At 54.7% G+C, this 25,815-nt stretch carries 31 protein-coding genes; 22 read left to right on the forward strand and 9 right to left on the reverse strand.

The features are described 5' to 3' along the window. Positions 1–98 precede the first annotated feature (98 nt). Positions 99–1,850, reverse strand: a complete 1,752-nt coding sequence (locus K5Y33_RS07510) for a FliC/FljB family flagellin (RefSeq protein ID WP_222233613.1) — start codon at positions 1,848–1,850, stop codon at positions 99–101. Between the two features lie 337 nt (positions 1,851–2,187). Between K5Y33_RS07510 and fliD the strand changes: the two genes are divergently transcribed. The 3 genes from fliD to fliT are packed head-to-tail and all read left to right on the forward strand — an operon-like array spanning position 2,188 to position 4,385. Further along, entirely contained in the window at positions 2,188–3,612 is a 1,425-nt protein-coding gene (fliD, locus tag K5Y33_RS07515; RefSeq protein ID WP_192411602.1) for a flagellar filament capping protein FliD, read from the forward strand. 12 nt (positions 3,613–3,624) lie between these two features. Further along, positions 3,625–4,032: a flagellar export chaperone FliS gene (gene fliS / locus K5Y33_RS07520; protein WP_008105355.1), complete on the forward strand. Its 408-nt coding sequence runs from the start codon at positions 3,625–3,627 to the stop codon at positions 4,030–4,032. After that, positions 4,032–4,385 carry a flagella biosynthesis regulatory protein FliT gene (fliT, locus tag K5Y33_RS07525; RefSeq protein ID WP_222233614.1) on the forward strand — a complete coding sequence of 118 codons (354 nt, stop codon included), beginning with the start codon at positions 4,032–4,034 and terminating at the stop codon, positions 4,383–4,385. Before fliS ends, fliT begins: the two co-directional genes overlap by 1 nt. A gap of 128 nt (positions 4,386–4,513) precedes the next feature. Here fliT and yedD read toward each other — a convergent pair whose 3' ends face one another. Then, complete coding sequence (gene yedD / locus K5Y33_RS07530) at positions 4,514–4,981, reverse strand: lipoprotein YedD (protein ID WP_222233615.1); 468 nt, start codon at positions 4,979–4,981, stop codon at positions 4,514–4,516. Positions 4,982–5,176: 195 nt separating this feature from the next. Here yedD and K5Y33_RS07535 point away from each other — a divergent pair, with 195 nt between their 5' ends. From K5Y33_RS07535 to K5Y33_RS07545, 3 genes are all read left to right on the forward strand, one after another. Further along, positions 5,177–6,721, forward strand: a complete 1,545-nt coding sequence (locus K5Y33_RS07535) for a methyl-accepting chemotaxis protein (RefSeq protein ID WP_137386036.1) — start codon at positions 5,177–5,179, stop codon at positions 6,719–6,721. A gap of 10 nt (positions 6,722–6,731) precedes the next feature. Continuing rightward, the gene (locus tag K5Y33_RS07540; RefSeq protein ID WP_222233616.1) at positions 6,732–8,021 is read left to right on the forward strand and encodes a sugar ABC transporter substrate-binding protein; all 1,290 of its coding nucleotides are present in this window, start codon (positions 6,732–6,734) and stop codon (positions 8,019–8,021) included. 154 nt (positions 8,022–8,175) lie between these two features. Beyond that, positions 8,176–8,499, forward strand: coding sequence for a DUF6388 family protein (locus tag K5Y33_RS07545; RefSeq protein ID WP_101764036.1), 324 nt, complete (start codon positions 8,176–8,178; stop codon positions 8,497–8,499). A 197-nt stretch (positions 8,500–8,696) separates the two neighbouring features. On the opposite strand, the gene iraP is transcribed toward K5Y33_RS07545, so the two are convergent. Continuing rightward, positions 8,697–8,990, reverse strand: a complete 294-nt coding sequence (gene iraP, locus K5Y33_RS07550; RefSeq protein ID WP_061717593.1) for an anti-adapter protein IraP — start codon at positions 8,988–8,990, stop codon at positions 8,697–8,699. A gap of 63 nt (positions 8,991–9,053) precedes the next feature. Here iraP and K5Y33_RS07555 point away from each other — a divergent pair, with 63 nt between their 5' ends. After that, positions 9,054–9,293 carry a DinI-like family protein gene (locus tag K5Y33_RS07555; protein ID WP_101764035.1) on the forward strand — a complete coding sequence of 80 codons (240 nt, stop codon included), beginning with the start codon at positions 9,054–9,056 and terminating at the stop codon, positions 9,291–9,293. A 20-nt stretch (positions 9,294–9,313) separates the two neighbouring features. Here K5Y33_RS07555 and K5Y33_RS07560 read toward each other — a convergent pair whose 3' ends face one another. The 4 genes from K5Y33_RS07560 to K5Y33_RS07575 all read right to left on the reverse strand — a co-directional run bounded on the left by K5Y33_RS07560 (position 9,314) and on the right by K5Y33_RS07575 (position 11,019). Then, on the reverse strand, positions 9,314–9,580 hold the full coding sequence (locus tag K5Y33_RS07560; RefSeq protein ID WP_217546284.1) for a hypothetical protein: 267 nt from the start codon (positions 9,578–9,580) through the stop codon (positions 9,314–9,316). Between the two features lie 156 nt (positions 9,581–9,736). Then, positions 9,737–10,237, reverse strand: coding sequence for a hypothetical protein (locus K5Y33_RS07565; protein ID WP_222233617.1), 501 nt, complete (start codon positions 10,235–10,237; stop codon positions 9,737–9,739). A gap of 82 nt (positions 10,238–10,319) precedes the next feature. Further along, positions 10,320–10,649, reverse strand: coding sequence for a hypothetical protein (locus K5Y33_RS07570; protein WP_222233618.1), 330 nt, complete (start codon positions 10,647–10,649; stop codon positions 10,320–10,322). Beyond that, on the reverse strand, positions 10,630–11,019 hold the full coding sequence (locus K5Y33_RS07575) for a hypothetical protein (RefSeq protein ID WP_007891426.1): 390 nt from the start codon (positions 11,017–11,019) through the stop codon (positions 10,630–10,632). Before K5Y33_RS07575 ends, K5Y33_RS07570 begins: the two co-directional genes overlap by 20 nt. Before the next feature lie 144 nt (positions 11,020–11,163). On the opposite strand from K5Y33_RS07575, the gene K5Y33_RS07580 reads away from it, so the two are divergent. Further along, positions 11,164–11,811 (forward strand): S24 family peptidase, encoded by a 648-nt coding sequence (locus K5Y33_RS07580; RefSeq protein WP_222233619.1) that lies wholly within the window; start codon positions 11,164–11,166, stop codon positions 11,809–11,811. A 120-nt stretch (positions 11,812–11,931) separates the two neighbouring features. Continuing rightward, positions 11,932–13,143 carry a diguanylate phosphodiesterase gene (locus K5Y33_RS07585; RefSeq protein WP_192411597.1) on the forward strand — a complete coding sequence of 404 codons (1,212 nt, stop codon included), beginning with the start codon at positions 11,932–11,934 and terminating at the stop codon, positions 13,141–13,143. Between the two features lie 31 nt (positions 13,144–13,174). On the opposite strand, the gene K5Y33_RS07590 is transcribed toward K5Y33_RS07585, so the two are convergent. Together K5Y33_RS07590 and fliE are read right to left on the reverse strand one after the other, a co-directional pair. After that, complete coding sequence (locus K5Y33_RS07590) at positions 13,175–13,882, reverse strand: YnfC family lipoprotein (RefSeq protein WP_222233620.1); 708 nt, start codon at positions 13,880–13,882, stop codon at positions 13,175–13,177. 128 nt (positions 13,883–14,010) lie between these two features. Next, positions 14,011–14,322, reverse strand: coding sequence for a flagellar hook-basal body complex protein FliE (gene fliE / locus K5Y33_RS07595; protein ID WP_008105389.1), 312 nt, complete (start codon positions 14,320–14,322; stop codon positions 14,011–14,013). A 258-nt stretch (positions 14,323–14,580) separates the two neighbouring features. Here fliE and fliF point away from each other — a divergent pair, with 258 nt between their 5' ends. From fliF to fliR, 13 genes are all read left to right on the forward strand, one after another. Continuing rightward, positions 14,581–16,311 carry a flagellar basal-body MS-ring/collar protein FliF gene (gene fliF, locus K5Y33_RS07600; RefSeq protein WP_222233621.1) on the forward strand — a complete coding sequence of 577 codons (1,731 nt, stop codon included), beginning with the start codon at positions 14,581–14,583 and terminating at the stop codon, positions 16,309–16,311. Beyond that, positions 16,308–17,300 (forward strand): flagellar motor switch protein FliG, encoded by a 993-nt coding sequence (gene fliG, locus K5Y33_RS07605; RefSeq protein WP_101763955.1) that lies wholly within the window; start codon positions 16,308–16,310, stop codon positions 17,298–17,300. Before fliF ends, fliG begins: the two co-directional genes overlap by 4 nt. Further along, a complete protein-coding gene (gene fliH / locus K5Y33_RS07610) occupies positions 17,293–17,994 on the forward strand; it encodes a flagellar assembly protein FliH (RefSeq protein WP_137386041.1) in 702 nt (233 codons plus the stop codon). Before fliG ends, fliH begins: the two co-directional genes overlap by 8 nt. Then, positions 17,994–19,358 carry a flagellar protein export ATPase FliI gene (fliI, locus tag K5Y33_RS07615; RefSeq protein WP_008105395.1) on the forward strand — a complete coding sequence of 455 codons (1,365 nt, stop codon included), beginning with the start codon at positions 17,994–17,996 and terminating at the stop codon, positions 19,356–19,358. Before fliH ends, fliI begins: the two co-directional genes overlap by 1 nt. 19 nt (positions 19,359–19,377) lie before the next feature. Continuing rightward, positions 19,378–19,821 carry a flagellar export protein FliJ gene (gene fliJ / locus K5Y33_RS07620; protein WP_064739112.1) on the forward strand — a complete coding sequence of 148 codons (444 nt, stop codon included), beginning with the start codon at positions 19,378–19,380 and terminating at the stop codon, positions 19,819–19,821. Further along, a complete protein-coding gene (locus K5Y33_RS07625) occupies positions 19,818–21,080 on the forward strand; it encodes a flagellar hook-length control protein FliK (RefSeq protein WP_222233622.1) in 1,263 nt (420 codons plus the stop codon). Before fliJ ends, K5Y33_RS07625 begins: the two co-directional genes overlap by 4 nt. 129 nt (positions 21,081–21,209) lie before the next feature. Continuing rightward, the gene (gene fliL, locus K5Y33_RS07630; RefSeq protein WP_222233623.1) at positions 21,210–21,695 is read left to right on the forward strand and encodes a flagellar basal body-associated protein FliL; all 486 of its coding nucleotides are present in this window, start codon (positions 21,210–21,212) and stop codon (positions 21,693–21,695) included. Positions 21,696–21,699: 4 nt separating this feature from the next. Continuing rightward, a complete protein-coding gene (gene fliM / locus K5Y33_RS07635) occupies positions 21,700–22,707 on the forward strand; it encodes a flagellar motor switch protein FliM (RefSeq protein ID WP_064739115.1) in 1,008 nt (335 codons plus the stop codon). Further along, entirely contained in the window at positions 22,700–23,110 is a 411-nt protein-coding gene (gene fliN, locus K5Y33_RS07640; RefSeq protein ID WP_008105402.1) for a flagellar motor switch protein FliN, read from the forward strand. The genes fliM and fliN overlap by 8 nt, the downstream gene beginning before the upstream one ends. Before the next feature lie 2 nt (positions 23,111–23,112). Further along, positions 23,113–23,508: a flagellar biosynthetic protein FliO gene (gene fliO, locus K5Y33_RS07645; protein WP_101763950.1), complete on the forward strand. Its 396-nt coding sequence runs from the start codon at positions 23,113–23,115 to the stop codon at positions 23,506–23,508. After that, on the forward strand, positions 23,508–24,239 hold the full coding sequence (fliP, locus tag K5Y33_RS07650; RefSeq protein ID WP_222233865.1) for a flagellar type III secretion system pore protein FliP: 732 nt from the start codon (positions 23,508–23,510) through the stop codon (positions 24,237–24,239). Before fliO ends, fliP begins: the two co-directional genes overlap by 1 nt. 40 nt (positions 24,240–24,279) lie before the next feature. Beyond that, entirely contained in the window at positions 24,280–24,549 is a 270-nt protein-coding gene (gene fliQ / locus K5Y33_RS07655) for a flagellar biosynthesis protein FliQ (RefSeq protein WP_008105408.1), read from the forward strand. Next, complete coding sequence (gene fliR, locus K5Y33_RS07660; protein WP_101763949.1) at positions 24,549–25,337, forward strand: flagellar biosynthetic protein FliR; 789 nt, start codon at positions 24,549–24,551, stop codon at positions 25,335–25,337. Before fliQ ends, fliR begins: the two co-directional genes overlap by 1 nt. Positions 25,338–25,815 lie beyond the last annotated feature (478 nt).

The following is a 25,815-nucleotide window of genomic DNA, read 5'->3' on the forward strand; positions in this document are numbered from 1 at the left end:
ACGTAATGCGTTGCGCCTGCAAATATGCATATTATGAATATGCAGGTATAAAAAAACCCCGCCGAAGCGGGGTTTGATAAGCAAGAAGCTTAGAGCGATTAGCCCTGCAGCAGAGACAGAACCTGCTGTGGAACCTGGTTAGCTTTCGCCAACACTGAGTTACCTGCCTGCTGGATGATCTGTGCTTTAGACATGTTTGAAACTTCAGTGGCGTAGTCAGCATCCTGAATACGAGACTGTGCTTCAGACAGGTTAGTGGTGGTGTTGTTCAGGTTAGTTACCGCTGAATCCAGACGGTTCTGAATCGCACCCAGGCTTGAACGGAACTTATCGATGCTGCTGATAGCTGAGTCCAGAGCTGCCAGTGGGTCAGAAGTTGCAGTACCCGCGCTGGTTGCGTCAGTGGTCAATTTACCTGCGCTATTGAGATTTACAGTTGCACCGATAGTTGGTGCGTATTTTTTATCGTCCACAGGGTTTGCAGCAGAATCTTGTGCAGCGTAATCAGCAACAGTTACTGCACCTGTATCTTTATTAACTGCGTAGGAAGTAGTGTATTGTGCAGTTTTAGTGATTGCACCACTTGCATCAGTATAAGTATCAGTTGAAGCACCATCGGTGAAGGCAAGAGTACTAGACATTACTCCAGATTTCATCGCCATGCTCGTAGTTGTGCCAGTAGCAGTAGTTTCTGCAAGAACAACATCTTTGCTAACAGTTGCCTTGTAAGTAATGTTACCTGCTACGTCATCAGATGTGTCGCCAGGAGTACCGGCATCTGAACCTGAGGAAATTGTGTAGTCAGTACCTTTGAAAGATAAAGTACCACCGGCTCCAGCAGCAGAGGATGCAATATCAACTAAATCTGACGTTGTAGCGGGTACTGTATCAGCGCCTGCTGCGTTGGTAGTAAGGTTGCCAGCGGAATCAAGATAAGCTGCCGCGCCACCAATAGTAATTTTACCATCTGAATCAGTATCAAATTTAACAGTACCGTTGTTTGTAGTCCAAGTACCACTTTCAGACTGACCTGTAGCTGCTTTCAGACTATCTTTCAGTGTAGTACGATCCGCAGTATCTGCTGCTGTCAACGTTTTACCAGTTGTGAAATTACCTGACGCAGCATCAAAAGTATAATCAGTAGTTACACCACCAGTAGTGGTTGATACTGTGTCGCCATCACTTAATTTTGCGAACGCAGCTTTGGTAGTTAATGCTGTGTTTTTAGTAGTAACATCATAATAACCATCAGCCTGTAAAGTGCCACCAGCACTTGTTACATCACTTACAGTAGCTGCTTTGTTCGTAATTGAACCTGAACCATTTACATTGAAGCCGTTCAGACCCAGAGTTGAAGAGTCGATTTTCTTCAGGTCGATGGTGATGGTCTGGCCATCGTTCGCGCCAACCTGGATTTTCATAGAACCGTCTTTCGCCAGCACGTTCACGCCGTTGAACTGAGTCTGACCGGATACGCGGTCAATTTCGTCCAGACGTGATTTAATTTCGTCCTGAATTGAGTCCAGGTCAGACTGGCTGTTGGTGCCGTTCTGAGACTGTACGGTCAGTTCACGAACACGCTGTAAGTTGTTGTTTATTTCTGACAGTGCGCCTTCAGTGGTCTGCGCAGCAGAGATACCGTCGTTGGCGTTACGCGCCGCCTGAGTCAGGCCGTTAATGTTAGAAGTGAAGCGGTTAGCAATTGCCTGGCCCGCTGCGTCATCTTTAGCGCTGTTAATACGAAGACCAGAAGACAGACGCTCGATAGAAGTAGACAGAGCAGACTGGTTCTTGTTGATGTTGTTCTGAGTGATCAGCGAGAGGCTGTTGGTATTAATGACTTGGGCCATGATAATTTTCCTGTTAATCAAGTCTTTCGGTTAAGGTGTGGGCTTCAACCCGCCGGCTTCAGCGCCGTCAATGTTGTTATCGTCTGCCCTTAAACAACCTTTAGATTTTTTTTAGGACCAGGTGAAAATTTTTCCCTTCAACCTGTCACGTTTATCTTTATCGCCCTGCCCGCAGCGTTCTTTAGGCCAACCTGATCATTTTTCTAGCGTCCGAAATACCCTTCTCTATATACGCTATTCGCTTTATTACCCGCCGGTAAATAATTCTAAACTTTGCCCATAATGAGCCGATAACCCGCGGTATTGATTCTCCGTGTCGACATAGAAAGGAAACAACATGACCACCATTTCTACCCTCGGTATCGGTTCAGGCCTCGATTTAAGTACCATCCTGGATAACTTGAGTACGGCTGAGAAAGCGTCTTTAACGCCTATCTCTAATCAGCAGACGGCTTATACCGCGAAGCTGAGCGCTTACGGCACCTTATCGAGCGCGTTAACCACCTTCCAAACCGCCAACACGGCATTAAACAGCGCGGATTTGTTCACCGCAACCAGCGCAGCCAGCAGCACCACTGCGTTCAGCGCCACCACGTCTGGCAGCACCATCGCCGGGAAATACAGCATTAGTGTGACGCAGCTGGCGCAGGCACAGACGCTAACTTCGGGCGTACAAACCAGCAACACCACTGCGCTGGGCAGCTCCGATGCCAGCCGCACGCTGTCGATCAAACTGGCCGACGGCACCAGTAAAGACATTACGCTGACCAGTGCACAAACCTCATTAACCGGCATGCGTGACGCGATTAACGGTGCCAATGCCGGTGTCAGCGCCAGTATTATCAAAACCGGTGATGGCGCTTATCGTCTGTCGCTGACCGCGTCGAAAACCGGTGAGGCTAATGCGGTTTCTTCCGTGACCGTGACTGGCGATGACACACTGCAAGGCATTGTCGGCTTTGATTCAACCAAAACCGATGCCGATAACCCGCTGGACGTCAGCGTTGCCGCACAAGATGCCGAGTTAACGGTAAATAATGTCGCCATCACCAGCAGCACCAACACCATTAGCGATGCGCTGGAAGGAATTACGCTGAATCTGAATGATGTCACCAGCGGTAATCAGACGTTGACCATCACGCAAGATACCTCTAAAGCCTCCACCGCAATTTCCAACTTTGTGGATGCCTACAACAATCTGCTGGATCAGTTCACCAGCCTGACTAAATACACCGCTGTGGATGTCGGCTCAGATACACAAGATTCCAGCAACGGTGCGCTAGTTGGCGATAGCACGCTGCGCGGTATTCAAACCCAGATTAAAAGTTTGCTGACCAACACGGCTAGCTCTTCAACCTACAAAACGCTGGCGCAAATCGGTATCACCACCGACCCGACCACCGGTGAGTTGTCGCTGGATTCCGACAAGCTGAAAACCGAGCTGACCAAAGATCCGGCGGGCGTGAAAGAGATGATTGTGGGTGACGGTAAAACCACCGGTATCACCACCAAACTGGCGACTAACCTGACCAGTTGGCTGTCATCTACCGGCAGCATTCAGTCCGCGAAAGATGGCGTCAGCAAGACGCTGAATAACCTGACTGAGCAGTACAACAACATGAACACGCGTATCAACGCCCTTATTGCGCGTTATAAGACGCAGTTCACGCAACTCGACGTCACCATGAGCTCGCTGAACAGCACCAGCGATTACCTGACACAGCAGTTCGATAGCATGACTTCGAGCAGCAGTTCTAAATAGTAAGGAGTGACCATGTACAGCGCTACAGGCACACAAGCCTACGCAAAAATCGGGGTGGAGAGCTCAGTGATGAGCGCCAATCAACAGCAGCTGATTACCTTGCTGTTTGACGGTGCGATCAGCGCACTGGTCCGCGCCCGCCTGTTTATGCAGGACAATAATATCCAGGGAAAAGGTAACTCGATTTCCAAGGCCATTAACATCATCGAGGGCGGACTCAAGCAGGGCCTCGATGAGCAATCAGGCGATGACCTGACCGACAACCTGTTAGGACTCTACTCCTACATGGTTCGCCGTCTGGTTCAGGCTAATCTGCGAAATGATGTCGAAGCCCTCGAAGAAGTTGAAGGTCTTCTGCGCAATATCGCTGATGCCTGGAAAGAAGTCGTACAACCTCAACACCTTCAGGACGCCGTTTAATGAATATTGCACCGCCACTGATTACCGTTTACCAACAGTTACTCGACCTCAGCCACGGAATGCTGCGTTTGGCAGCAGACGGCGAATGGGATGATTTGATTACCAAGGAAGTGGACTATGTCAGTGCGGTGCAAAGACTGGCGCAAACAACCGAAGCCGCCGCACCGTCGCGCCAGCTGCAAGAGCAGCTGCGTCCGGTGTTACGCCATATTCTCGATAATGAGAGCGAAGTGAAACGTCTGCTGCAGTTGCGTATGGACGAATTGACGCAGCTGGTGGGCCAGTCATCGATGCAGAAATCGGTGATCAGCGCGTATGGCAAGCAAGGTAGTGTGTATTTGCCGCAGGGTTAAATTTACGACTCTGCGCGCTGATGCCCTCACCCCGGCCCTCTCCCACAGGGAGAGGGAGATGCTGCAATATGCCAGATGGGCTCGATCGGTTCCCTCTCCCACTGGGAGAGGGTTAGGGTGAGGGAAAACTACTTCTGCGTCGCCGTCGAAACCGGGCGCATAATCTCTGGCTCGATATTCTGAATCACCGCCTCACTCGGACGCTTCGCCACTTCTTCCAGCGCCTGCTGGCACTCAACGGTTGGGCGATCCACTTTACGCAGTCTCAATCCATCGTAACGCAGCTCACCGTTCTCCAGCACCAGCGGCATCACGCGCACCTGACGCGTCACGTTAACCCAGTCATCGCCCAGACGCGTTAATTTGCCCGGTTTGGCAATCACGCGCTGCCACTGACGGCAATCCAGCGTGTCGCCTTCGGCACCAATAATCAGGCTGCCCATCGCTTGCTTGCTGATCAGCTTGCTTTGCGGCCCTACGGTTTGCCAGTTGCCCTGCAGCTCCAGCGGCGCAGGGGTTTTCACCGCCTGGTCATAATTGCTGATCTGCGCACAGCCACTCAGCGCCAGCGCGGCCACTATCATCCACTTTTTCATTCCCGGTCCCTACACTCGCATCAATGGCGGCTACGTTATAATTTTTCCCGCAGGTTGCGCAAGGTATCTGCTGCGCGCCACATGATTTTCCTCAAGCTGCTCACTTCTGCGCCGATAACTCTTCTGGAGTTAAAAGTGCCTGTAAAAACAATAATGACCGATTACACACTCACCTTCGTTACGGAGAATCCCGTTATGCGATTGACCCTTCGCGCGCGTCTGACATCGATTGTTGGCCTGCTGTGCATTTTACTGATTGTTGCCGCCATCTGGGGAATCATCGGCCTGCGCGCCGCCGACCAACGGGCGCAAAACGCCTACCAGAATGAGCTGTTACCGCTGCAATATTCATCCCGCCTGTACCGCATGGTGCAGGAACAATCCGCGACCCTGTTCGATGCCCTGCGCTACTGGACCGACAGCAGTGAAGTGGAGAAACGTCTGGCGCGCATCGCGCAGTACGGCGAGCAGATAGCCAAAGACCGCCAAACCTGGCAGCAGCTGTCGTTTGATGCGCAAACCAAACCGCTTAGCCAGCAATTCATCACCCATCTCGATGGCTGGCAAACCGCGCTGAAAGATGCCGGTGAACTGCTAAAGGGCGGCAACCCGTCCGGCGCGCTGGTGGTGATTGAAACCCGCCTGCGCAGCGGCAGTCAGCTGCTGCAACAGGACATCGATCAGCTTGATGCGTTAATGCGCCAGCATGCGGAACTCACCTATCAGCAGAGCAACAGCGATTACCAGCTGGCGCGTAACAGCCTGATTATCATATTGCTGGTCGGGCTGAGCGTGGCGCTGGTGTTCGGCTGGCTGCTGATCCGCTCGATCAACCGCTCGATTGCTCAGGCGCGCGAGCTGGCCGAATCGATTGCAGCCGGTGAACTGAACCACGATATCGGCAGCGTTTCACGCGATGAGATGGGCGAACTGATGCAGTCGCTGCTGCGCATGGATGTGCGTCTGGCGGAGATCGTGCGCGACGTGGGCGAAAGCGCCACTGCGCTGAGTGATGCGGCGCGTCAGATGGCCGACGGCAATGACGATCTCTCTGAGCGCACCCATTCGCAGGCCAGCTCGCTGGAGCAGACCGCCGCCAGCATGGAGCAGATGACCGCCACGGTGAAACACAATGCCGATAACGCTGCGCAGGCCAACGAACTGGCCACCGACGTGCGTCATCAGGCCGAACGTGGCAGCAGCGTGCTGCGTGATGCGGTCAGCGCGATGGAGGAGATCGAATCTTCCAGCAAGCGCATCGCGGATATCAACCGGGTGATCGATGAGATCGCCTTCCAGACCAACCTGCTGGCGCTCAACGCAGCGGTTGAAGCAGCACGCGCCGGTGAACAGGGGCGCGGCTTTGCCGTGGTGGCGTCCGAAGTGCGTCAGCTGGCGCAGCGGTCCGCCGGGGCCGCCCACGAGATCAAAGCGTTAATCGATGCCAGCGTGGGTAAAGTGGAAGCCGGCAGTGCGCTGGTGCAGCGTTCCGGCGCAATGCTCAATGACATCAATCAGGGCGTGGCGCGCGTGGTGGACATTGTCGGTGAAATTGCCGTGGCCAGCCGCCAGCAATCCAGCGGCATTGAGCAGGTTAACACCGCAGTGATTCAGATGGATGGCGCGACGCAGCAGAACGCCTCGCTGGTGCAGGAAGCCAGCGCCGCCAGCCAGACCGTTAGCGAACATGCCGGATTGCTGGTGGAGAAGATGGCCTTCTTCCGCCTGCAGCAGCGCTAAGGAGCGAGTGATGCGTAAACTTCTCGCTATGTTGCTGGCCACGCCGCTGCTGAGCCACGCCGCGACCACGCTGAATATTGCCACCATCGCTAACGGCGATATGACCATCATGCAGCAGCTCGCCACGCGCTACGAACAGGAGCATCCTGACGTCAAACTGCAATGGCATGTGATGGACGATGGCGCGCTGCGTCAGGCGGTGCTGTCGGCGATGAACAGCGGCCAGGCGCAGTTCGATGTCATCACCGTTGGCACCTATGAAGCGCCGCTGTGGGGTGAAAAAGGCTGGCTGGCGCCGCTCAATAAGCTGCCCGCCGATTACGACAGCGAGGATCTCATCGCGCCAGTGCGCAAAGCGCTGTCGTTCCAGCAAACGCTCTACGCCCTGCCGTTCTACGGTGAAAGCAGCATGACCTACTACCGCAAAGATCTGTTTGCGCAGAAAGGGTTAACCATGCCCGATAATCCCGACTGGACCGATATCAAAAACTTCGCCGCCAAACTCACTGACCCGCAAAAAGGCATTTACGGTTTGTGCCTGCGCGGCCAGCCTGGCTGGGGCGATAATGTGGCGTTCATGACCACCATGGCGAATGCCTATGGCGCGCAGTGGTTCGATGAAAACTGGCAGCCGACGCTCAACTCGCCGGAGTGGCGCGAGGCGCTGGGTGATTATTTGCAGGTAGTGAAGCAGGATGGACCCGCGGATACGGTGAAAAACAGTTTCGGCCAGATTCTGCGCCTGACTGCACAAGGCAAATGCGCCATGTGGATCGACAGCACGGTGGCAGCCGGTTTGCTGGTGAATCCGCAGATCTCATTAGTCGCCGATAAGCTGGCCTTTGCGCCTGCACCGGGCGGCATAACGCGTAACGGCTCCAATTGGTTGTGGTCGTGGGCGCTGGCGGTACCGGCGAATACGCCGAATCGCGAGGCGGCGATTGCCTTTATTAGCTGGGCGACGTCAAAACAGTATATCCAGCAAGTGGCCGATACCGTCGGCTGGGGGGCGGTACCGCCGGGCAGCCGCAATTCGACGTATCAGCAGGCGAGCTATCAGCGCCTGGCGCCGTATGCCGCGCAGGTGCGTGCGGCGATTGATTCGGCCACCGTCGAGCAGCCGACGCTCAATCCGGTGCCTTATCAGGGCGTGCAGTACGTGAGTATTCCCGGATTTGATCAGATGGGTAACGCCGTCGGGCAGAATCTGGCGGATATGCTGAGCGGTAAACTGACGCTGGATGAAACGCTGACGAAGAACCAACAAGATGTGACGCGGATTTATCAGCAGATGCATTGATAGGCGGTGATCACAAGTTGCACATACCGTAGCGGCGCGCTTTATCGCGCAATAAATTGCGCCGCTACGATGCCCATGTTCTGTAAGATCGGGAACTGACAAGGCCACATGCGCGCGTTACACTAGCGCGCAAGTTGATACGCAGGAACACCGAATGAAAACCCCAGAAGAGTATTACGCTCAGGCGCGTACGATGTTTTTCGCCGCCCACCCCGATTTCCAGTCTGCACTGGATGAACTCACCGAAAGCGATGCCCGCCAGGCGAACCTGTCATTAGCGCAGTTACGCGACTGGCATGCAGAACGTATTTATGCCGCATTTTTGCGTCAGAAGAAGCTGGATGGCATGCTGTTTTCTATACAGCTGGCGGAGCCCGATAAAGCCGTTGCCGCGGATGCCATTGAAAAGTATCTGAAATCTCACGCAGAAGCCTTAGGCATGACGTGGGAAGAGTTCTGCATCAAAAACGAGTTGTAATCGGCCACGCACTGTAACGGCATCAAAGATACATCGCCAACCACACAAAATGTTCAGGAAAAAGTTGTACAAGTTGAGAAAACTTGTATAACTTACTCATCACGACGTCAGTCGTAGATTGTCCTTGAACGAATGGTGCTGTTGCACCGCCTCTGGAAGTGTTGCTGGATTTCCACTTCCAGAGGTAATATTTTTTCTTATCCTTCCCGCTCAATCCCTTTTACTTCGATATAACTTGCCACCGCCAGCAGACGATTGACGTGGGTCAGCAGCAGATCAACATCGGACTGTAAAAATTCCTGCGATGCGCGCGAAGCGGTAACAATCGCCTCCTGCACCGTATCGGAAATAGTCAACGAGTTATTCTCTTTCGCCTGAATCAGCAGCGCGGCAATCAATAACGACTGCGCCTCTACCTGCGCCACCAGCTCTTTTGCTTCCACATCCATTTTTGCCATTTTCAATAAGATATCGATAACCAGTTGGCGCATATTTACCCCTGTTTTTATTTACAGTACTATATCGCACCCGATCCAATGAATGGAACGACCCTGATGTTTGTGGAGTTGATTTACGATAAGCGTAACGTGGCCGGATTACCGGGTGCACGCGAGATGATTTTGCAGGAGTTGGAAAAGCGTGTACAGCGCGTCTTTCCCGATATTGAGGTGCGCGTCAAACCGATGGAGCGTAACGCAATAGATACTGATATGAGTAAGAACGATAAAGCGACAGTTGCGCGGATTGTTGAAGAGATGTTCGATGAGGCAGAAATGTGGCTGGTGGCCGATTAGGCCACCAGTACGCTAGACGCTTAGCTTTCCTGCTCAGCATGGTTGATGGCGATTTCCAGATCCTGAATCGCCGCATCAATGTCATCCAGCAGCTTGCCCTGCTTGTTCAGCAAGGTGTCGAAGCGTCCCGCGTATTCGGTGTCTTTATACTCACCCGCATCAAACGCCAGCCAGTGGCCAGATAGCGTCTCAGTGTTGGTCTGCGCGTAGTGGCGCATCTCTTTAAGCTGGGAGGTGACATCACGCAAGTATTCAGTTTTGGTTTTTACAGTTTCTGTATCACTCATGCTATCTTCCTTTTCGCTTAATAAGACGATTTAAATAACGCTTGAATGATTAAAGGTAGTGCAAAATATCGAAGCTGCCTTAGGAATAATCGGAAGTGACTAAAACCTGTTAGTAAACAGGGGACATCCCGGTCCCCGATGCTGAGTCGTCAGGCATTACAGATACTTCCTCGCCAGATCAATCAGCTCACCCTTCGCGGCATCGCCAAGTTTGATTACGCCCTGCTCGACAAAGCTAAACGCTCTGACGAAATCCTTCACCCCTTCTGAGAACGCCTGAGTCCCGTCGTGGCTCTGCGCCGTTGCGGCGGCTGGCGGCGCATCGGCTGCAGCGGGAGCAGCGATGTCCGGTTCGCTGGGCGGCGCAACCTCGGCTGGCGCAGGCGTTACCGCCTCAGGCGCGGCAGTGGCCGCCACCTGCACGGGTGCAGCGGTTATCGCCTCGGGTGCCGTAGCCGGTGGAACTTCAGCCGGTGCCGCTGCCGCTACCACTGCGGGCGCAACTTCAGGTGCTGCTTCTGCGACTACAGCGGGCGTCGCTTCAGGAGCTGCGGTCGCCGTCGGTGCAGCAACGGGCGTGGCGACTTCGTTGGCGAAATCTTCCGCTGGTGACGATGCGATGGTGCTGGTGGGATTGATGACAGTTTGATCGCTCATAATGCTCTCCTTCTTACGGAATAAAGATCGCAGTCGGGCAAGACTGGCTGCAATCCACGGGGTAATTCGCATGATGCCCTCCTTAACGCTTGGGTTGAGGTGGCGACTTATCTCCTTCTGCCGGTTTCCCTTTGTCAGCCGAATTGCTGACCGGGTGTTTCACGGTTCCATCAAGCTTGTTCTGCAGCGCCACCAGCTGGCTGGTAAGCTCCGCCACGCGTGCTTCACGTCGTTCCGATATGGTTCGATATTGCTGTCGAATCTCTTCAACACGCTGATTGGCGTTGTTACTGACGAACAGGAATAGCACCGTCATCGCCACGCACATCAACGACAACATCAGCAAAAAGCCGCCGAAGAACAGTTGGCGCCGATGGTTTTTTACTACGTACTCACTGTTTATCTGCATCATCACGACTCTCCTCCAGAGTGGTAATCAGTTGGTTAACCTGGCTGCGAAACTTATCGCTGTGCTCGGCTTCCGTGGTGGCCAGCAAAATGCTCAGGGCGTTTTTTATCAGCCGCAGATCGGTTTCCAGCGAAGAGATACGCCGCAGGTTTTTGTCATGTCGGATGCGCAATTCATCGTTTTCCTGGCGCATCAAGGCGTGGCCCTCTTTGAGCAGCATCACCTGTTCTTTGTAACTGGTGATGATCTCCCCACCGGCACGATTGCTGGTGACGATCGCGGCGATACCCGCCATTAACGGTTTCCAGAACACAGCTGCTGCGCCGCCGCCGAGAAGCAACGCACCTACGCTGGTGACTAAACTACTTTCCATGCTTCACCTCTCACCCCTGGCAAGGGATGTGCCCCATAAGCACGCTGACCACCCTTGCCAGCTTCGCGGTCAACGCCTGAATTTAAGTTTACTTTAACTTATGAATTTAAGTATACTTAAGTCGTTCCTTCAGGAGATGTCAAGATGATGAAAAAAGAATCTTCCGGTGAGCGCATCCGGGCACGACGTAAAGCACTACAGTTGACGCAGCAGGCGCTGGCCCAAAGCATTGGGGTGTCGCATGTGGCTGTATCGCAGTGGGAAAAAGAGGAAACCGTACCGCGTGGCGAAAATTTGCTGCGGCTCGCGCAGTGGCTGCAATGCACGGCGGCATGGATTATCGACGGGGATGGCGAAGTGTTTGCCACCCACGCCAAAGCCGCACCGGTTGCGGCGGTGCCATTGATTAGCCTGGCGCAAGCGTCAGCGTGGTTGAGCGAGGAACGGTTGTTGCTCAAACAGCAGGCTGCGCACTTTCTCTATAGCGAGAGTCAGTTGGGCGATGGCGCGCTGGCGGTCACGATAGACGATCAGGCGATGCAGCCCGATTACCGGCCCGGTGACAAAGTGATCTTTGATCCTGACGTTCAGCCGCAGCCGGGCGATGTGGTGCTGGCGCTGGTGGATGGCGTGGCACGAGTGCGGATTTATCGCCTGCAAACGCAACAGCAGGATGAGCAGATCTTCACATTGCGCGCGTTGAATGATGATTTTCCGCAGCTGCATTCGGCGGAATCGGCGCTAGAAATTATCGGCACGCTGATGGAGTTGCGACGTTACCGAAGCGGCTAGCCGCTTCGCTTAAGCTGTTATAATAAAAAAAGTTTAGCCTGATCGCGGGAAGCTATGGACAGACCCCGCGGTAAGGCTGCTAATCTAGCCGCAAAATAATAAATTATCCGGACAATCTCGATGCTCACCACAATTATTTACCGCAGCCATCTGCACGATCACGTGCCAATCAAAACGCTCGAAGATATGGTTGCTAAAGCCAATAGCAAAAACAAAAACTTCGACGTTACTGGCATCCTGCTGTTCGACGGCCTGCACTTCTTCCAGCTGCTGGAAGGACCGCGCGAGTCCGTTCAGGGCATATACAAGCGTATTTGTCAGGACGCACGCCACCATAATCTGGTGGAGTTAATGCACGACTTCGCGCCTGAACGCCGTTTTGGCAAAGTCGGCATGGAGCTGTTCGATCTGCGCGAGCATGACAAAGACACAGTGCTGCAAGCAGTGCTGGATAAAGGCACCTCGCGTTATCAGCTTACCTACAAAGATCGCGCGCTGCAGTTTTTGCGTACCTTCGTGGTGGCGCGCGACAAAGAGAACTACTTCGAGATCCCGCCAGCTAATACCTGGGAATTTGTTCCGGATATTGAATGGCAGAACGATCTGGAGGGTATCGATCAGAGCCTGCAGGATTGCCGCTTTGCTTTTCAACCTATCATCGATCCCTTCGCGCGCCGCGTCACTTCGTTTGAAGCGCTGATCCGCACGCCAAACGGTGGCTCACCCGATGAGTATTTCTCCGCGTTTGGCGGCGAAGCGATTTATCACGCGGATATCAAATCGAAACGTCTGGCCTTTCGCGTGGCGAGCAAACTGGGGATTGGCGAGCATCGTCTGTCGATCAATCTGCTGCCGATGTCACTGGTGACGGTGCCAAACGCGGTGGAATTCCTGCTTACCGAGATCAACGCCAGCGGGCTGGTGCCGCAACAGGTGATCGTCGAAGTGACCGAAAATGAGATCATTTCGCGCTCGGATGAGTTTGCTGCCGAAGTGAGAAAGTTGAAAGCGGCAGGTATCAGCCTCGCGCTGGACGATTTTGGTGCCGGTTTTGCTGGCTTGTCGCTGTTATCAAAATTCCAGCCGGACAAAATCAAAATCGATCGCGAGCTGATCCGCGATGTGCACAAAAGCGGCCCGAAGCAGGCGATCATGCACGCCATCATTAAGTGCTGCGCATCGCTGGAGATTGCGGTGATTGCCGAAGGTGTCGAGCAAGCTGAAGAGTGGATGTGGCTGGAAGCCGCAGGCATTAGCCAGTTCCAGGGTTTCCTGTTTGCTTATCCGCTGCTGAATGGATTCCCGGCGGTGGCGTGGCCGGAGATTAAATAGTGTTGGTCGCCATGCATGGCGACCCCACCAATCAGTAATACGTTACCTCAATATTGCCATACTGCTTATCAATCACGTTGCCTGCCGCGTCAACGCTAATAATGTCGCAATAATAGGGAACGTCGTGTTTGTATTTGCAGACATTGCTGACGGTTTTAATTTGGTCATTTCGCTTCACCGTGGTGACCACGTCAGAGATCTTTTTCTTATCTTCTGCTCGCACCGCGGTAGCTCGCGACACTTCCGTTCCGGCCTGGGTAATACTCAATACCGCCATTTCACCGGCGCTGTTATAAGCGAGGTGAAACGCGGCATCGGAGGCGGGCGATGAGATCTGCTCAACCAAACCCTGTTTGTTATAGGCAATATCCACGGTCATGGTCGGCGTGACTTTCTTCACCATGGCGCAGTTTTTATCCAGCGTCACCACCACGTCCTGACCGTTTTCACTGCCTTTTAATTGGTCGCCATCGCGCGTGACATCAATCACTTCGCCCTGTTTGCGCACCGATTTCACGTGCGTCGGACAGCCGTTGCGGTCGAAATCGACATTCACTTCGAAGATCTGCTGGCCGTCGGCGGTAAACAGCGTTTGATGGGTCGTTTTGACTTTGCCGGGCAGCGCTTCGAATTGATACAGATAGGCAAAGTTTTTCATTTGCGGGTAGTAAGTCGCGTCATCCTTGTCACATCCCGTGAGCAGGACAATAGCGATTAAAAACAGCAGGGTTTTCTTCACGTGAGAATCCTCTTCTCAAAATAAGGCAGCGCGTTTGGCGGTGTACTCACTGTGATGCAGCAACCTTCCCGCCTGATATAACACCATTACCGCGCTGGACTATACCCGAAAGAAATACCCGAAAGAAACTAAACCTGCATGCTCATGATATCGGTATACGCCGACACCAGTTTGTTACGCACCTGCACGCCCATCTGCATGGAAATAGAGGATTTTTGCAGATCGACCATCACATCATTTAACTGGATGCCCGGTTTACCCATTTCGAAATCCTGCGCCTGAGCGCGGGCCGTTGTCTGGGTTTCGCTGATCTTGTCGAGAGCTGCTTTCATGGTGGCACTGAAATCGACCTGATTAGTGGACTCCGCTTGCTTACCGCTGGCCTGCAGAGACGTCATCTGCAGCTGCTGCAGCACACCCTCAATCGCCTGAATTGACATTGCCTGACCCCTATTGAAGAAGTGATTAAATTTTCACGATGAGAAAGTTAACACACTGTCAATAGGACAAAGGCGCTAAATGACCGCAAAAAACCCGGCTTATCCACCCATCGATGTCGCGGGTTTCAACAAATAATGCCTGCCATTAAGTGGAATTTAATTTTTCTCCTCTCCCGATTTTAGGGGAGAAGTCTTCAGGGAGTACGTTTTGTCACCACAACACCACACCCGATCAATAATGTCAGGCAGGAATCGGTCATGAATGCGAGTGCAGCCGCTACACAGGATACAGCTAAGAAAGGCTTCAATGACCTTCTCGCCCGCCTGCGCGCCAATCCGCGTATTCCCTTAATTATCGCTGCTGCTGCGGTTATCGCGGTGGTGTTTGCGTTGGTGCTGTGGGCAAAAGCGCCAGACTACCGCGTGCTTTATAACAACCTCTCCGATGAGGATGGTGGCGCGATCGTCACGCAGCTGACGCAAATGAACATCCCTTACCAGTTCGCCGATAACGGTGGAGCACTGATGGTGCCCGCCGATAAAGTGCATGAGCTGCGTCTGCGTCTGGCACAACAAGGCTTGCCGAAAGGCGGCAACGTTGGCTTCGAACTGATGGACAAAGAGAAGTTCGGGATCAGCCAGTTCAGCGAGCAGATCAACTATCAGCGTGCGCTGGAAGGTGAACTGTCGCGCACCATCGAAACGCTCGGTCCGGTGAAGAGCGTACGCGTGCATCTGGCAATGCCGAAACCGACCTTGTTCGTGCGTGAGCAGAAAGCCCCTTCCGCCTCGGTGACGCTTAACCTGCAGCCAGGCCGCGCATTAGATGAAGGCCAGATTCAGGCCATTCAGCATATGGTTTCCAGCAGCGTGGCCGGTTTACCGCCGGGCAACGTGACCGTTGTCGATCAGGCCGGTCGTCTGTTAACCCGCTCTGACAGCGAAGGTCGCGACCTGAATGACGCGCAACTGAAATATGCGTCTGAAGTGGAAGCGCGCTTCCAGCAGCGTATCGAAGCGATCCTCAATCCGATTGTCGGTCAGGGCAATGTGCATGCGCAGGTGACGGCGCAAATCAACTTCGACCGCAGCGAGCAAACCGACGAGAAATACCAGCCGAACGCCAATCCTAACAACAGCGCGGTGCGTTCACGCCAGACCAGCAACTCCGAACAGAATGGCAGCCCGTATCCAGGCGGCGTGCCGGGTGCATTGTCGAATCAGCCTGCGCCAGCCAATACCGCGCCGGTGACCAATCCGCCAACGAATAACAACAATAATGCCAACGGCCAAAACGCCAACGCGCAAACCGCCAATGCGCAGAATAACGGCAGCACCACCAGCACCGCACAGCCTTCTGGCCCGAGCAGCTCAACGCGCAACGACACGGTGAACTACGAGCTGGACCGCACCATTCGTCATACCAAGCTGAACGTCGGCGATGTGCAGCGCCTGTCGGTTGCCGTGGTGGTGAACTACCGCGACGACGGAAAAGGCAAAGCGGTGGCGCTTAACGAGCAGCAGATCAAGCAGATTGAAGATTTAACCCGTGAAGCGATGGGCTATTCACAAACCCGTGGCGACAGCGTCAACGTGGTGAACTCTCAGTTCAACATGACCGAACCAAGCGGTGGCGACCTGCCATTCTGGCAGCAGCAATCGTTCTTCGATCAGCTGATGACTGCCGGTCGCTGGCTGCTGGTGGCGTTGGTTGGCTTCATCCTCTATCGCAAGCTGGTACGTCCACAGCTGGTGCGTAAGAAAGAGCAGGAGAAGGTAGCGGCTGAAGCGCTGGCGGCACGCTCTGCGGCCATGGAAGAAGAAGAAGCCTTTAACGTTCAGCTCAGCAAAGACGAGCTGGATCAGGAGCGTAAATCTACTAACCGCATGAGCGCCGAGGTGATGAGCCAGCGTATCCGCGACATGTCTGAAAACGATCCGCGCGTCGTCGCGCTGGTTATCCGCGAATGGATGAGTAAAGAACTATGAGTCTGACCGGTACAGAAAAAAGCGCCATTCTGATGATGACCATCGGCGAAGAGCGCGCGGCGGAGGTGTTCAAACACCTTAACCAGCGTGAGGTTCAGCATCTGAGTGGTGCTATGGCCAACATGCGCCAGGTTTCACACAAACAGCTGACCGAAGTGCTGCGCGAGTTCGAAGCCGATGCCGAACAGTTTGCGGCGCTGAGCCTCAACTCCAACGATTATCTGCGTTCGGTGCTGATCAAAGCGTTGGGCGAGGAGCGAGCTTCAAGCCTGCTGGAAGATATTCTCGAGAAAAACGAGACCACCAGCGGTATGGAAACGCTCAACTTCATGGAGCCACAGGCGGCGGCCGACCTTATTCGCGACGAGCATCCGCAGATTATCGCCACCATCCTTGTCCACCTCAAACGTGGTCAGGCGGCGGATATTCTGGCGCTGTTCGACGAGCGTCTGCGTCACGATGTGATGCTGCGTATCGCCACCTTCGGCGGTGTCCAGCCGGCGGCGCTGGCGGAGTTGACCGAAGTACTGAATGGCCTGCTCGACGGCACCAACCTCAAGCGCGCGAAGATGGGCGGCGTGAGAACCGCAGCAGAAATTATCAACCTGATGAAAACCCAGCAGGAAGAAGCGGTTATCGAAGCAGTACGCGACTTCGATGGCGAGCTGGCACAGAAGATCATCGACGAGATGTTCCTGTTCGAAAACCTGGTGGAAGTGGACGACCGCAGCATCCAGCGTCTGTTGCAGGAAGTGGAATCCGAACAGTTGCTGGTGGCATTGAAAGGTGCCGAACAGCCGCTGCGCGAGAAGTTCCTCAAGAACATGTCCGCCCGTGCGGCCGATATCCTGCGCGACGATCTGGCCAACCGTGGTCCGGTACGTATGTCGGCGGTGGAGAACGAGCAGAAGGCCATTCTTCTGGTGGTGCGCCGCTTAGCAGAATCCGGCGAGATGGTGATTGGTGGTGGCGAGGAAACCTATGTCTGATGCCTTTTCCGCCCGCGCGTGGCAGCGCTGGCAGCCTGATGATTTAGGCAGCCCGTTCGGTGCCGAACCGGAACCTCAGTTAGAGGAGCCGGAGATCGATGTCGAACTGAGCGCCGAAGCGGAACAGCAGCAACAGCTGGAACGCATGCAGCAGCAGATGCGCAAAGATGCGCAGACGCAAGGCTACAGCGAAGGCTATCAGAAAGGTTTCGCCGAAGCGCAACAGAACGGTTATGACGCCGGTTTCCAGCAAGGCTTAGCCGATGCGCAGCAGCAGCAAGCGCCGCTGCAGGCACGTATGCAGCAGCTGGTGACCGAGTTCCATCACACGCTCGAAGCACTCGACAGCGTGATCGCTTCACGTCTGATGCAGCTGGCGCTGGAAGCCGCGCGCACGGTGATTGGCCAGGCCACGCAGGTGGACGGCACCGCCCTGCTGCGTCAAATCCAGCAGCTGATTCAGCAGGAACCGATGTTCAGCGGCAAACCGCAGCTGCGCGTCCATCCGGACGATCTGCAGCGCATCGAGCAGACGCTGGGTCCAACGCTCGATCTGCATGGCTGGCGCTTGCTGGCCGACAGCACGCTGCATCCTGGCGGCTGTAAGCTTAGCGCCGAAGATGGCGACCTTGATGCGAGCGTGGCAACGCGCTGGCAGGAGCTGTGCCGCCTGGCCGCTCCGGGGACACTGTAATGACCTCCTCACGCCTTTCACGCTGGCTCGGCGCGCTCGACGCCTTCGAAGAACGCATTTCGCAGGTACAAACCGTGCGTCGTTACGGGCGCCTGACGCGCGCCACCGGCTTAGTGCTGGAAGCCACCGGCCTGCAACTGCCGCTCGGTGCTACCTGCATTATTGAACGTACCGATGGCAGCAAGATCACTGAAGTTGAAAGTGAAGTGGTCGGCTTCAACGGGCAGAAACTGCTGATGATGCCGCTGGAAGAAGTCGACGGTATTTTACCGGGCGCACGCGTTTATGCGCGCGTCAGTGGCGACAGCGGGCACAGCGGCAAACAGATGCTGCTGGGCCCGGAACTGTTGGGTCGCGTGCTGGACGGCAGCGGCAAACCCCTCGACGGTTTACCCGCGCCGGAAACCGGCTATCGCGCCCCGCTGATCACCGCGCCGTTCAATCCGCTGCAACGTACGCCGATTGAGGATGTGCTGGATACCGGCGTGCGCGCCATCAATGCCCTGCTCACCGTGGGTCGCGGTCAACGTATGGGCCTGTTCGCCGGTTCCGGCGTCGGTAAAAGCGTGCTGCTCGGTATGATGGCGCGTTACACCAAAGCCGACGTGATCGTGGTGGGGTTGATTGGTGAACGTGGTCGTGAAGTTAAAGAGTTCATTGAAAATATTCTCGGTGCCGAGGGCCGTGCGCGTTCGGTGGTGATCGCCGCGCCGGCGGACGTCTCGCCACTGCTGCGTATGCAGGGTGCCGCTTATGCCACGCGTATCGCAGAGGATTTCCGCGATCGCGGCCAGCATGTGCTGCTGATTATGGATTCCCTCACCCGCTACGCCATGGCGCAACGTGAAATCGCACTGGCCATCGGTGAGCCGCCGGCGACCAAAGGTTATCCGCCTTCGGTGTTCGCCAAATTGCCCGCGCTGGTGGAACGCGCCGGTAACGGTACGCACGGCGGCGGTTCAATCACCGCCTTTTATACCGTGTTGACCGAAGGCGACGATCAGCAAGACCCGATTGCCGACTCGGCGCGTGCCATTCTCGATGGCCACATCGTGCTGTCGCGCCGTCTGGCGGAAGCCGGTCACTATCCGGCGATTGATATTGAAGCGTCAATCAGCCGCGCCATGACCTCATTAATTGATGAGACACACTACGCGCGCGTGCGTCAGTTCAAACAGTTGCTCTCCAGCTTCCAGCGTAACCGCGATCTGGTGAGTGTGGGTGCGTATGCCGCAGGCAGCGATCCGATGCTGGACCGCGCCATCAAGCTCTATCCCGAGATGGAAGCCTTCCTGCATCAGGGCATTTTCGAACGCAGCGATTACGACGATGCCTGTTTGCATCTGCAGGCGATGTTCGGTTAACGCCAAACGAGGTTAAGTGATGAAAACGGCCAGTGCGATCAACAAGCTGCGCGATATGGCGGAGCAGGAACTGGAGAGTGCGGTGATTCACCTTGGCGATATGCGCCGGGGTGTGCAGCAGGCCGACGAACAACTCAGCATGCTGCTGGATTATCAGGATGAGTATCGCAACAAGCTCAATCAGGATATGTCCGGCGGCATCGCCAGCACGCGCTGGACCAATTATCACCAGTTTATTCAGACGCTGGAAAAAGCCATCGAACAGCATCGCCAACAGCTTTCCCAGTGGAATCAGCGCCTCGACAGCGCGCTGAGCAACTGGCGTGAAAAGCATAAGCGGCTCAATGCTTATCAGACGCTGATTACGCGCGCTGAGGAAAACGCATTACGACAAGAAAACCGTCTCGATCAGAAACGGATGGATGAATTTGCCCAACGGGCCGCATTGAGGAAAGGCGAATGATTACGCTGCCAACAGTTGCTACGCAAACCTCGGTTTTGGGAGACGCTGACACTTCAGTTTCATCAGATGTTTTGCAGGGCGCGGAGTCGCTGCCGCAGGGATTTATTACTGAACTCGGCAACCGCTTGCTGACGCTGGTAAAGCAACAAGCTGTTAACACGCAATCGACTGATCTGACAGCAGAAGTTGATGAAAAAGACGTCAGTAAGGCTTCGCTAAGCGCTTTATTACAGGCGCTGGAGAAACCCGATGCGTTAAACGCACTTTTACAGCCGGAAAACACTAAAGCCACGCTGAAATCAGCCGATGATAAAGACAAGAGTGAGGCAAGTTCGTTAACTGCCAGCGACTTACAGAATGTGCAGGCGTTATTCGCCATGTTGCCGGTGGCGGTAGAGAACCGCACTAGCCCAACCAGCGTAAGTAGCAGCGCAGGCGAAGGGAAAACCGACACTCGCGCTTCGCTTAACACCGCACTGTTAAGGGGTTCGCTGGACGGTGCAGTAAAAGAAGAGCACGCGCAGCCGGATGGCGCACAGAAGAAATCCAGCGATGCTGTAACGCTCTTAACGCAAACGGCCAGCAGCACGCAGAGCAGCAGCGTCAGCACCACCGCCAGTAACAGCAGCGGGTTGACGCTGGATGAGAGTTTTAAGCAGGTGCTGAATGCGCTGAGTAAGCCGGAAGCGCGCGCCGCCGCGCAGAGCAGTGATGACCCGGTGACGCCATTAACCAGCGCACCGCTCAGCGCCACCAGCTCGCTGGTAAGCAGCACCGCTTCGACCAGCACCACGCCGTCGACGCCCATGCTGAATGCGCAGCTCGGCAGCAGCGAGTGGCAGCAGGCGCTGAGTCAGCAGATTGTGATGTTTAGCCGCAACGGGCAGCAGAACGCCGAGTTGCGTCTACATCCGCAGGATCTGGGCGCTATCCAGATCAGCCTGACCCTTGATAAGGATCAGGCACAGTTAAATATGGTTTCCAGCCACAGCCAAGTGAGGGCCGCGCTGGAAGCGGCTCTTCCTCAGCTGCGTAGCGCGCTGGCGGAGAGCGGAATAAACCTGGGACAGAGTAACGTCAGCAGCGACGCCTTCGCACAGGGCCAGAGTTATCAGGGCCAGCAGGAAGGACGTCGTGATGGACAGCACGGCAGCTTTAGCCTCTCCCAGGACAGTGACAACGAGATAACGCCTATTGCCGTCCCGGCAGCCCTTCAAGCGCGCGCGGCCGGTAACGGCGCTGTCGATATCTTTGCCTGATAGCCGCTAAACGCTGAAGGTAAGCGTAAAACCCGCGTCTTTTCTTCCCATTGTTTGACTTAAGACGCGGGATAATCTGTCCAGGTCAGCCGAGAGGCTTACCCATAATTCACAGGAAGTAACTGCAAGATGTCTGATAACGCGAAAGCTAAAGGCCGCAAACGTTCACTACTACTACCGGTGTTACTGATTGTAACGCTGGCCGCTTGCAGCGTGGCAGGCTATGCAGTCTGGCGAATGATGAATAAACACGAAGGCAGCCAACCGGACGCGGCGAAAGTCGAGCCACCGGCTGCTCCCGTATTTTTTGCAATGGATACGTTTACAGTAAACCTGGTCAATCCTGACAACGATCCCGACCGTGTGCTGTACGTGGGTTTCACCCTGCGTCTACCCGATGAGGATACCCGTCGTCGGTTGAACGATTACCTGCCGGAAGTGCGCAGCCGTCTGCTGTTACTGCTTTCGCGTCAAAGCGCGACGGCTCTGGCAACAGAGCAAGGCAAACAGGCCCTGGTTGAGCAGATCAAACAGGTGCTGGCGCCGCCGCTGGTAAAAGATCAACCGGCTCAGGTTGTCAATGACGTGCTGTTTACCGCCTTCATTTTGAGGTGATTTAATGGGCGATAGCATTCTCTCCCAGGCTGAGATTGACGCGCTGCTTAATGGCGACAGTGACAGTGCGGAAGTAGAGAACAGTTCCAAAGGGACCGATGGCGATATCCGTCCCTATGATCCCAATACTCAGCGCCGCGTCGTACGTGAGCGTCTGCAGGCGCTGGAGATCATTAACGAGCGCTTTGCCCGTCATTTCCGTATGGCGCTGTTTAACCTGCTGCGCCGTAGCCCCGATATTAGTGTGGGTGCGATCAAGATTCAGCCGTACCACGAGTTCGCCCGCAACCTGCCGGTGCCAACCAACCTGAACCTGATCCACCTCAAGCCGCTGCGCGGCACGGCGCTGGTGGTGTTTTCACCGAGCCTGGTTTTTATTGCTGTCGATAACCTGTTTGGCGGCGACGGTCGTTTCCCGACCAAAGTTGAAGGACGTGAATTTACCCATACCGAACAGCGCGTGATTCGCCGCATGCTGAAGCTGGCGCTGGATGGCTACAGCGACGCGTGGAAAGCGATTTATCCGCTGGAAGTGGAGTATGTGCGTTCCGAGATGCAGGTGAAGTTCACCAACATCACCACTTCACCGAATGACATCGTGGTGAACACGCCGTTCCAGGTGGAGATTGGAAACCTGGTCGGTGAATTCAATATCTGTATTCCGTTTTCGATGATTGAGCCGCTGCGCGAGCTGCTGGTCAATCCCCCACTGGAAAACTCACGCCGGGAAGATAATCACTGGCGCGACAATCTGGTGAAACAGGTGCAGCACTCGGAGCTGGAGCTGATTGCCCATTTCGCCGAAACATCGCTGCGCCTGTCACGTATTTTGCAGCTGAAACCCGGTGACGTCCTGCCCATTGAGAAGCCGGACCGCATCATCGCTCACGTCGATAGCGTGCCGGTGCTGACCAGCCAATACGGCACCATCAATGGCCAGTACGCGCTGCGTGTAGAACATTTGATTAACCCGATTTTGAATTCGCTGAACGAGGAACAGCCCGATGAGTGACAGCAAGAAACCGTCCGACGACGACATCTCCGCGGACGATCTGTGGGCTGCAGCTATGAACGAACAAACCACCACCAGCGCGCCAGATCCAACTGAAAATGTGTTCAAGTCGCTGGAAAATCCTGGCATCAGCGGCTCGCTGCAGGATATCGATCTGATCATGGATATCCCGGTCAAACTGACCGTGGAACTGGGTCGCACCAAGATGACCATCAAAGAGCTGCTGCGCTTGACGCAGGGTTCGGTGGTGGCGCTGGATGGCCTGGCCGGGGAACCGCTGGATATTCTGATCAACGGTTATCTGATCGCGCAGGGTGAAGTGGTGGTGGTGAACGACAAATATGGCGTGCGCATCACCGACATCATTACCCCGTCTGAACGTATGCGTCGTCTGAGCCGTTAAGCATGTTAAAACACACGCAAGCCGAACAACCGGTACCCAGCCAGCCGGTGGTCTCAACCGGTTCGGTGATTGGCCAGGTCAGCAGCGTGCTGGCAGTGATTGTTCTGCTGATTCTCGGCTGCGGCTGGCTGGCCAAACGCCTTGGCTTTGCACCGAAAACGGTGACCGGCCAGGCGCTGAAAGTCAGCGCGACGGTGCAGGTTGGCCAGCGTGAGCGTGTGGTCATTGTCGATACCGCCGATGCGCGTCTGGTGTTGGGCGTGACCGCCCAGCAGATCACCCATCTGCACTCGTTACCGCCGCTGCCGCCGGAAGAACGGGCAAATCACAGCGCTGCGCCACAGGATTTTCGTCAGCTGTTCCAGAACCTGGTTAAACGCCCCGGAAAACCACAATGATGCATCGATTACTTCCTCTCTTGCCGCTGCTGTTGCTGGCACCGGTTGCCCATGCGCAGCTGCCAGGTTTAATCAGCCAGCCGCTGGCGAACGGTGGCCAGAGCTGGTCGCTGCCGGTGCAGACGCTGGTGTTCATCACCTCGCTGACCTTTATTCCGGCGGTGCTGCTGATGATGACCAGCTTCACGCGCATCATTATTGTGTTTGGTTTGCTGCGTAACGCCCTCGGCACGCCGTCGGCGCCGCCAAACCAGGTGCTGCTCGGCCTGGCGCTGTTTCTGACCTTCTTTATCATGGCGCCGACCTTCGACAAGATTTACTCCGACGCCTATGTGCCGTTCAGCCAGGACAAAATCAGTATGGCGGACGCGATTGACAAAGGTGCTCAGCCGCTGCGTGAATTTATGCTGCGTCAAACGCGCGAAGCCGATTTAGCGCTGTTTGCCCGTCTGGCTAACACCGCACCGATTCAGGGTCCGGAAGCGGTTCCGATGCGTATTCTGCTGCCGGCGTATGTCACCAGTGAACTGAAAACCGCCTTCCAGATTGGTTTCACCGTGTTCATTCCGTTCCTGATCATCGATCTGGTGGTCGCCAGCGTACTGATGGCGCTGGGGATGATGATGGTGCCGCCGGCGACCATTTCCCTGCCGTTCAAGCTGATGCTGTTCGTGCTGGTGGATGGCTGGCAGCTGCTGGTGGGTTCACTGGCGCAAAGTTTCTACTCTTGAGTGGCGTTCGCCCTCACCTTTCTTTCTCGAGGAGTGCAGCATGACACCTGAATCAGTGATGGTTATGGGCCAGGAAGCAATGCGTGTCGCCCTGCTGATGGCCGCGCCGATGTTGCTGGTGGCGTTGATCAGCGGGTTGATCATCAGCGTGCTGCAAGCCGCGACCCAGATTAACGAACAAACGCTCTCCTTTATCCCCAAGATTCTGGCCGTCGCCGCTACGGCGGTAATCGCTGGTCCGTGGATGCTTAATCTGATGCTGGATTACATTCGCACGCTGTTTAGCAATCTGCCGTACATTATTGGCTAATGATTAACCTCGACAGCAGCCAGCTGATCCATTGGGTCGCACAATTCTTCTGGCCGATGGTGCGTTTGCTGGCGCTGTTTGCCAGCGCGCCGGTGCTGAGCGAAAAATCGATTCCCAAACGCGTCAAGATTGGCCTCGCGGTATTGACCACCTGGATCATCCTGCCGGTGCTACCGCCGGTGGAGGCGACCCTGTTTACACCCGCGGGATTTTGGTTGCTACTGCAACAATTGCTGATTGGCGTGAGCATCGGCCTGACCATGCAGTTCGCCTTTGCGGCGGTGCGCATGGCGGGGGAAGTGATTGGTTTGCAGATGGGATTGTCCTTCGCCACCTTCTTCGATCCGGGCAGCCGCCTGAACATGCCGGTGCTGGCTCGTTTTCTCGATATGCTGGCCATGCTGCTGTTTCTTACCTTCAACGGACATCTGTGGCTGATTTCACTGCTGGTGGACAGTTTTCATACGTTGCCAATCAGCGATCAGCCGCTTAACGCCAATGCTTTTATGGCGTTGGTGAAATCCGCGGGATTAATTTTCCTTAATGGCATGATGTTAGCGCTGCCCTTAATAGTTCTGCTCCTCACGCTAAACATGGCACTAGGTTTGTTAAACCGTGTTTCACCACAACTCTCTATTTTCGCGGTTGGCTTCCCGATTACCTTAACGGTGGGCATCCTCAGCGTAGGGTTGATGATGCCGCTGCTTGCTCCCTTCTGCGAACATCTGTTTAGCGAAGTCTTTGATTTACTCGCCCAGTTTGTGTCAGAACTTTCCCGCGCCCGTTGATTAACTATTCTGTAGACGCCCTTAAGTAATAGTTAAGCATTCAAAATCTGTTAGTGCATTTTCTGAACCATATTTCTCAGAAATCAACTGAGGAAATTCTGATAAGTGCGCATTTTTGGTGAAAATTATTCTTATTAAACCGCGCTTCGCGTATTTTAGTCAGACGATTCCTAAGGGGTTAAACCTGCTGAATCGGTTGATTAAATGCTCAAAGGGCTGTTTTTAAACAAAAAAAATTTCACAGCGATTTTTCTTGTCTAAATCCCTTTTTTCCGGCATTGTCAACGCTCGCTGAAGCGTCATACTTTCGCCACACAAATGTTTTTAAGATTTGTCCTATCAGATTTGTCTGTGATCTGCGCGATAGTGACAGGGCTCTCAAAACAGAGCGAATAAAACACTTAATGCAAATCCTTAGCTATTCCCACTATGGCTGAGATGAGAGTGACGTGGATGTACTATAAAAAAAACTTCGCAG

The sequence above is a fragment of the Pantoea sp. DY-17 genome (assembly GCF_019795975.1).
GTDB classification, from domain to species: Bacteria; Pseudomonadota; Gammaproteobacteria; order Enterobacterales; family Enterobacteriaceae; genus Pantoea; species Pantoea leporis.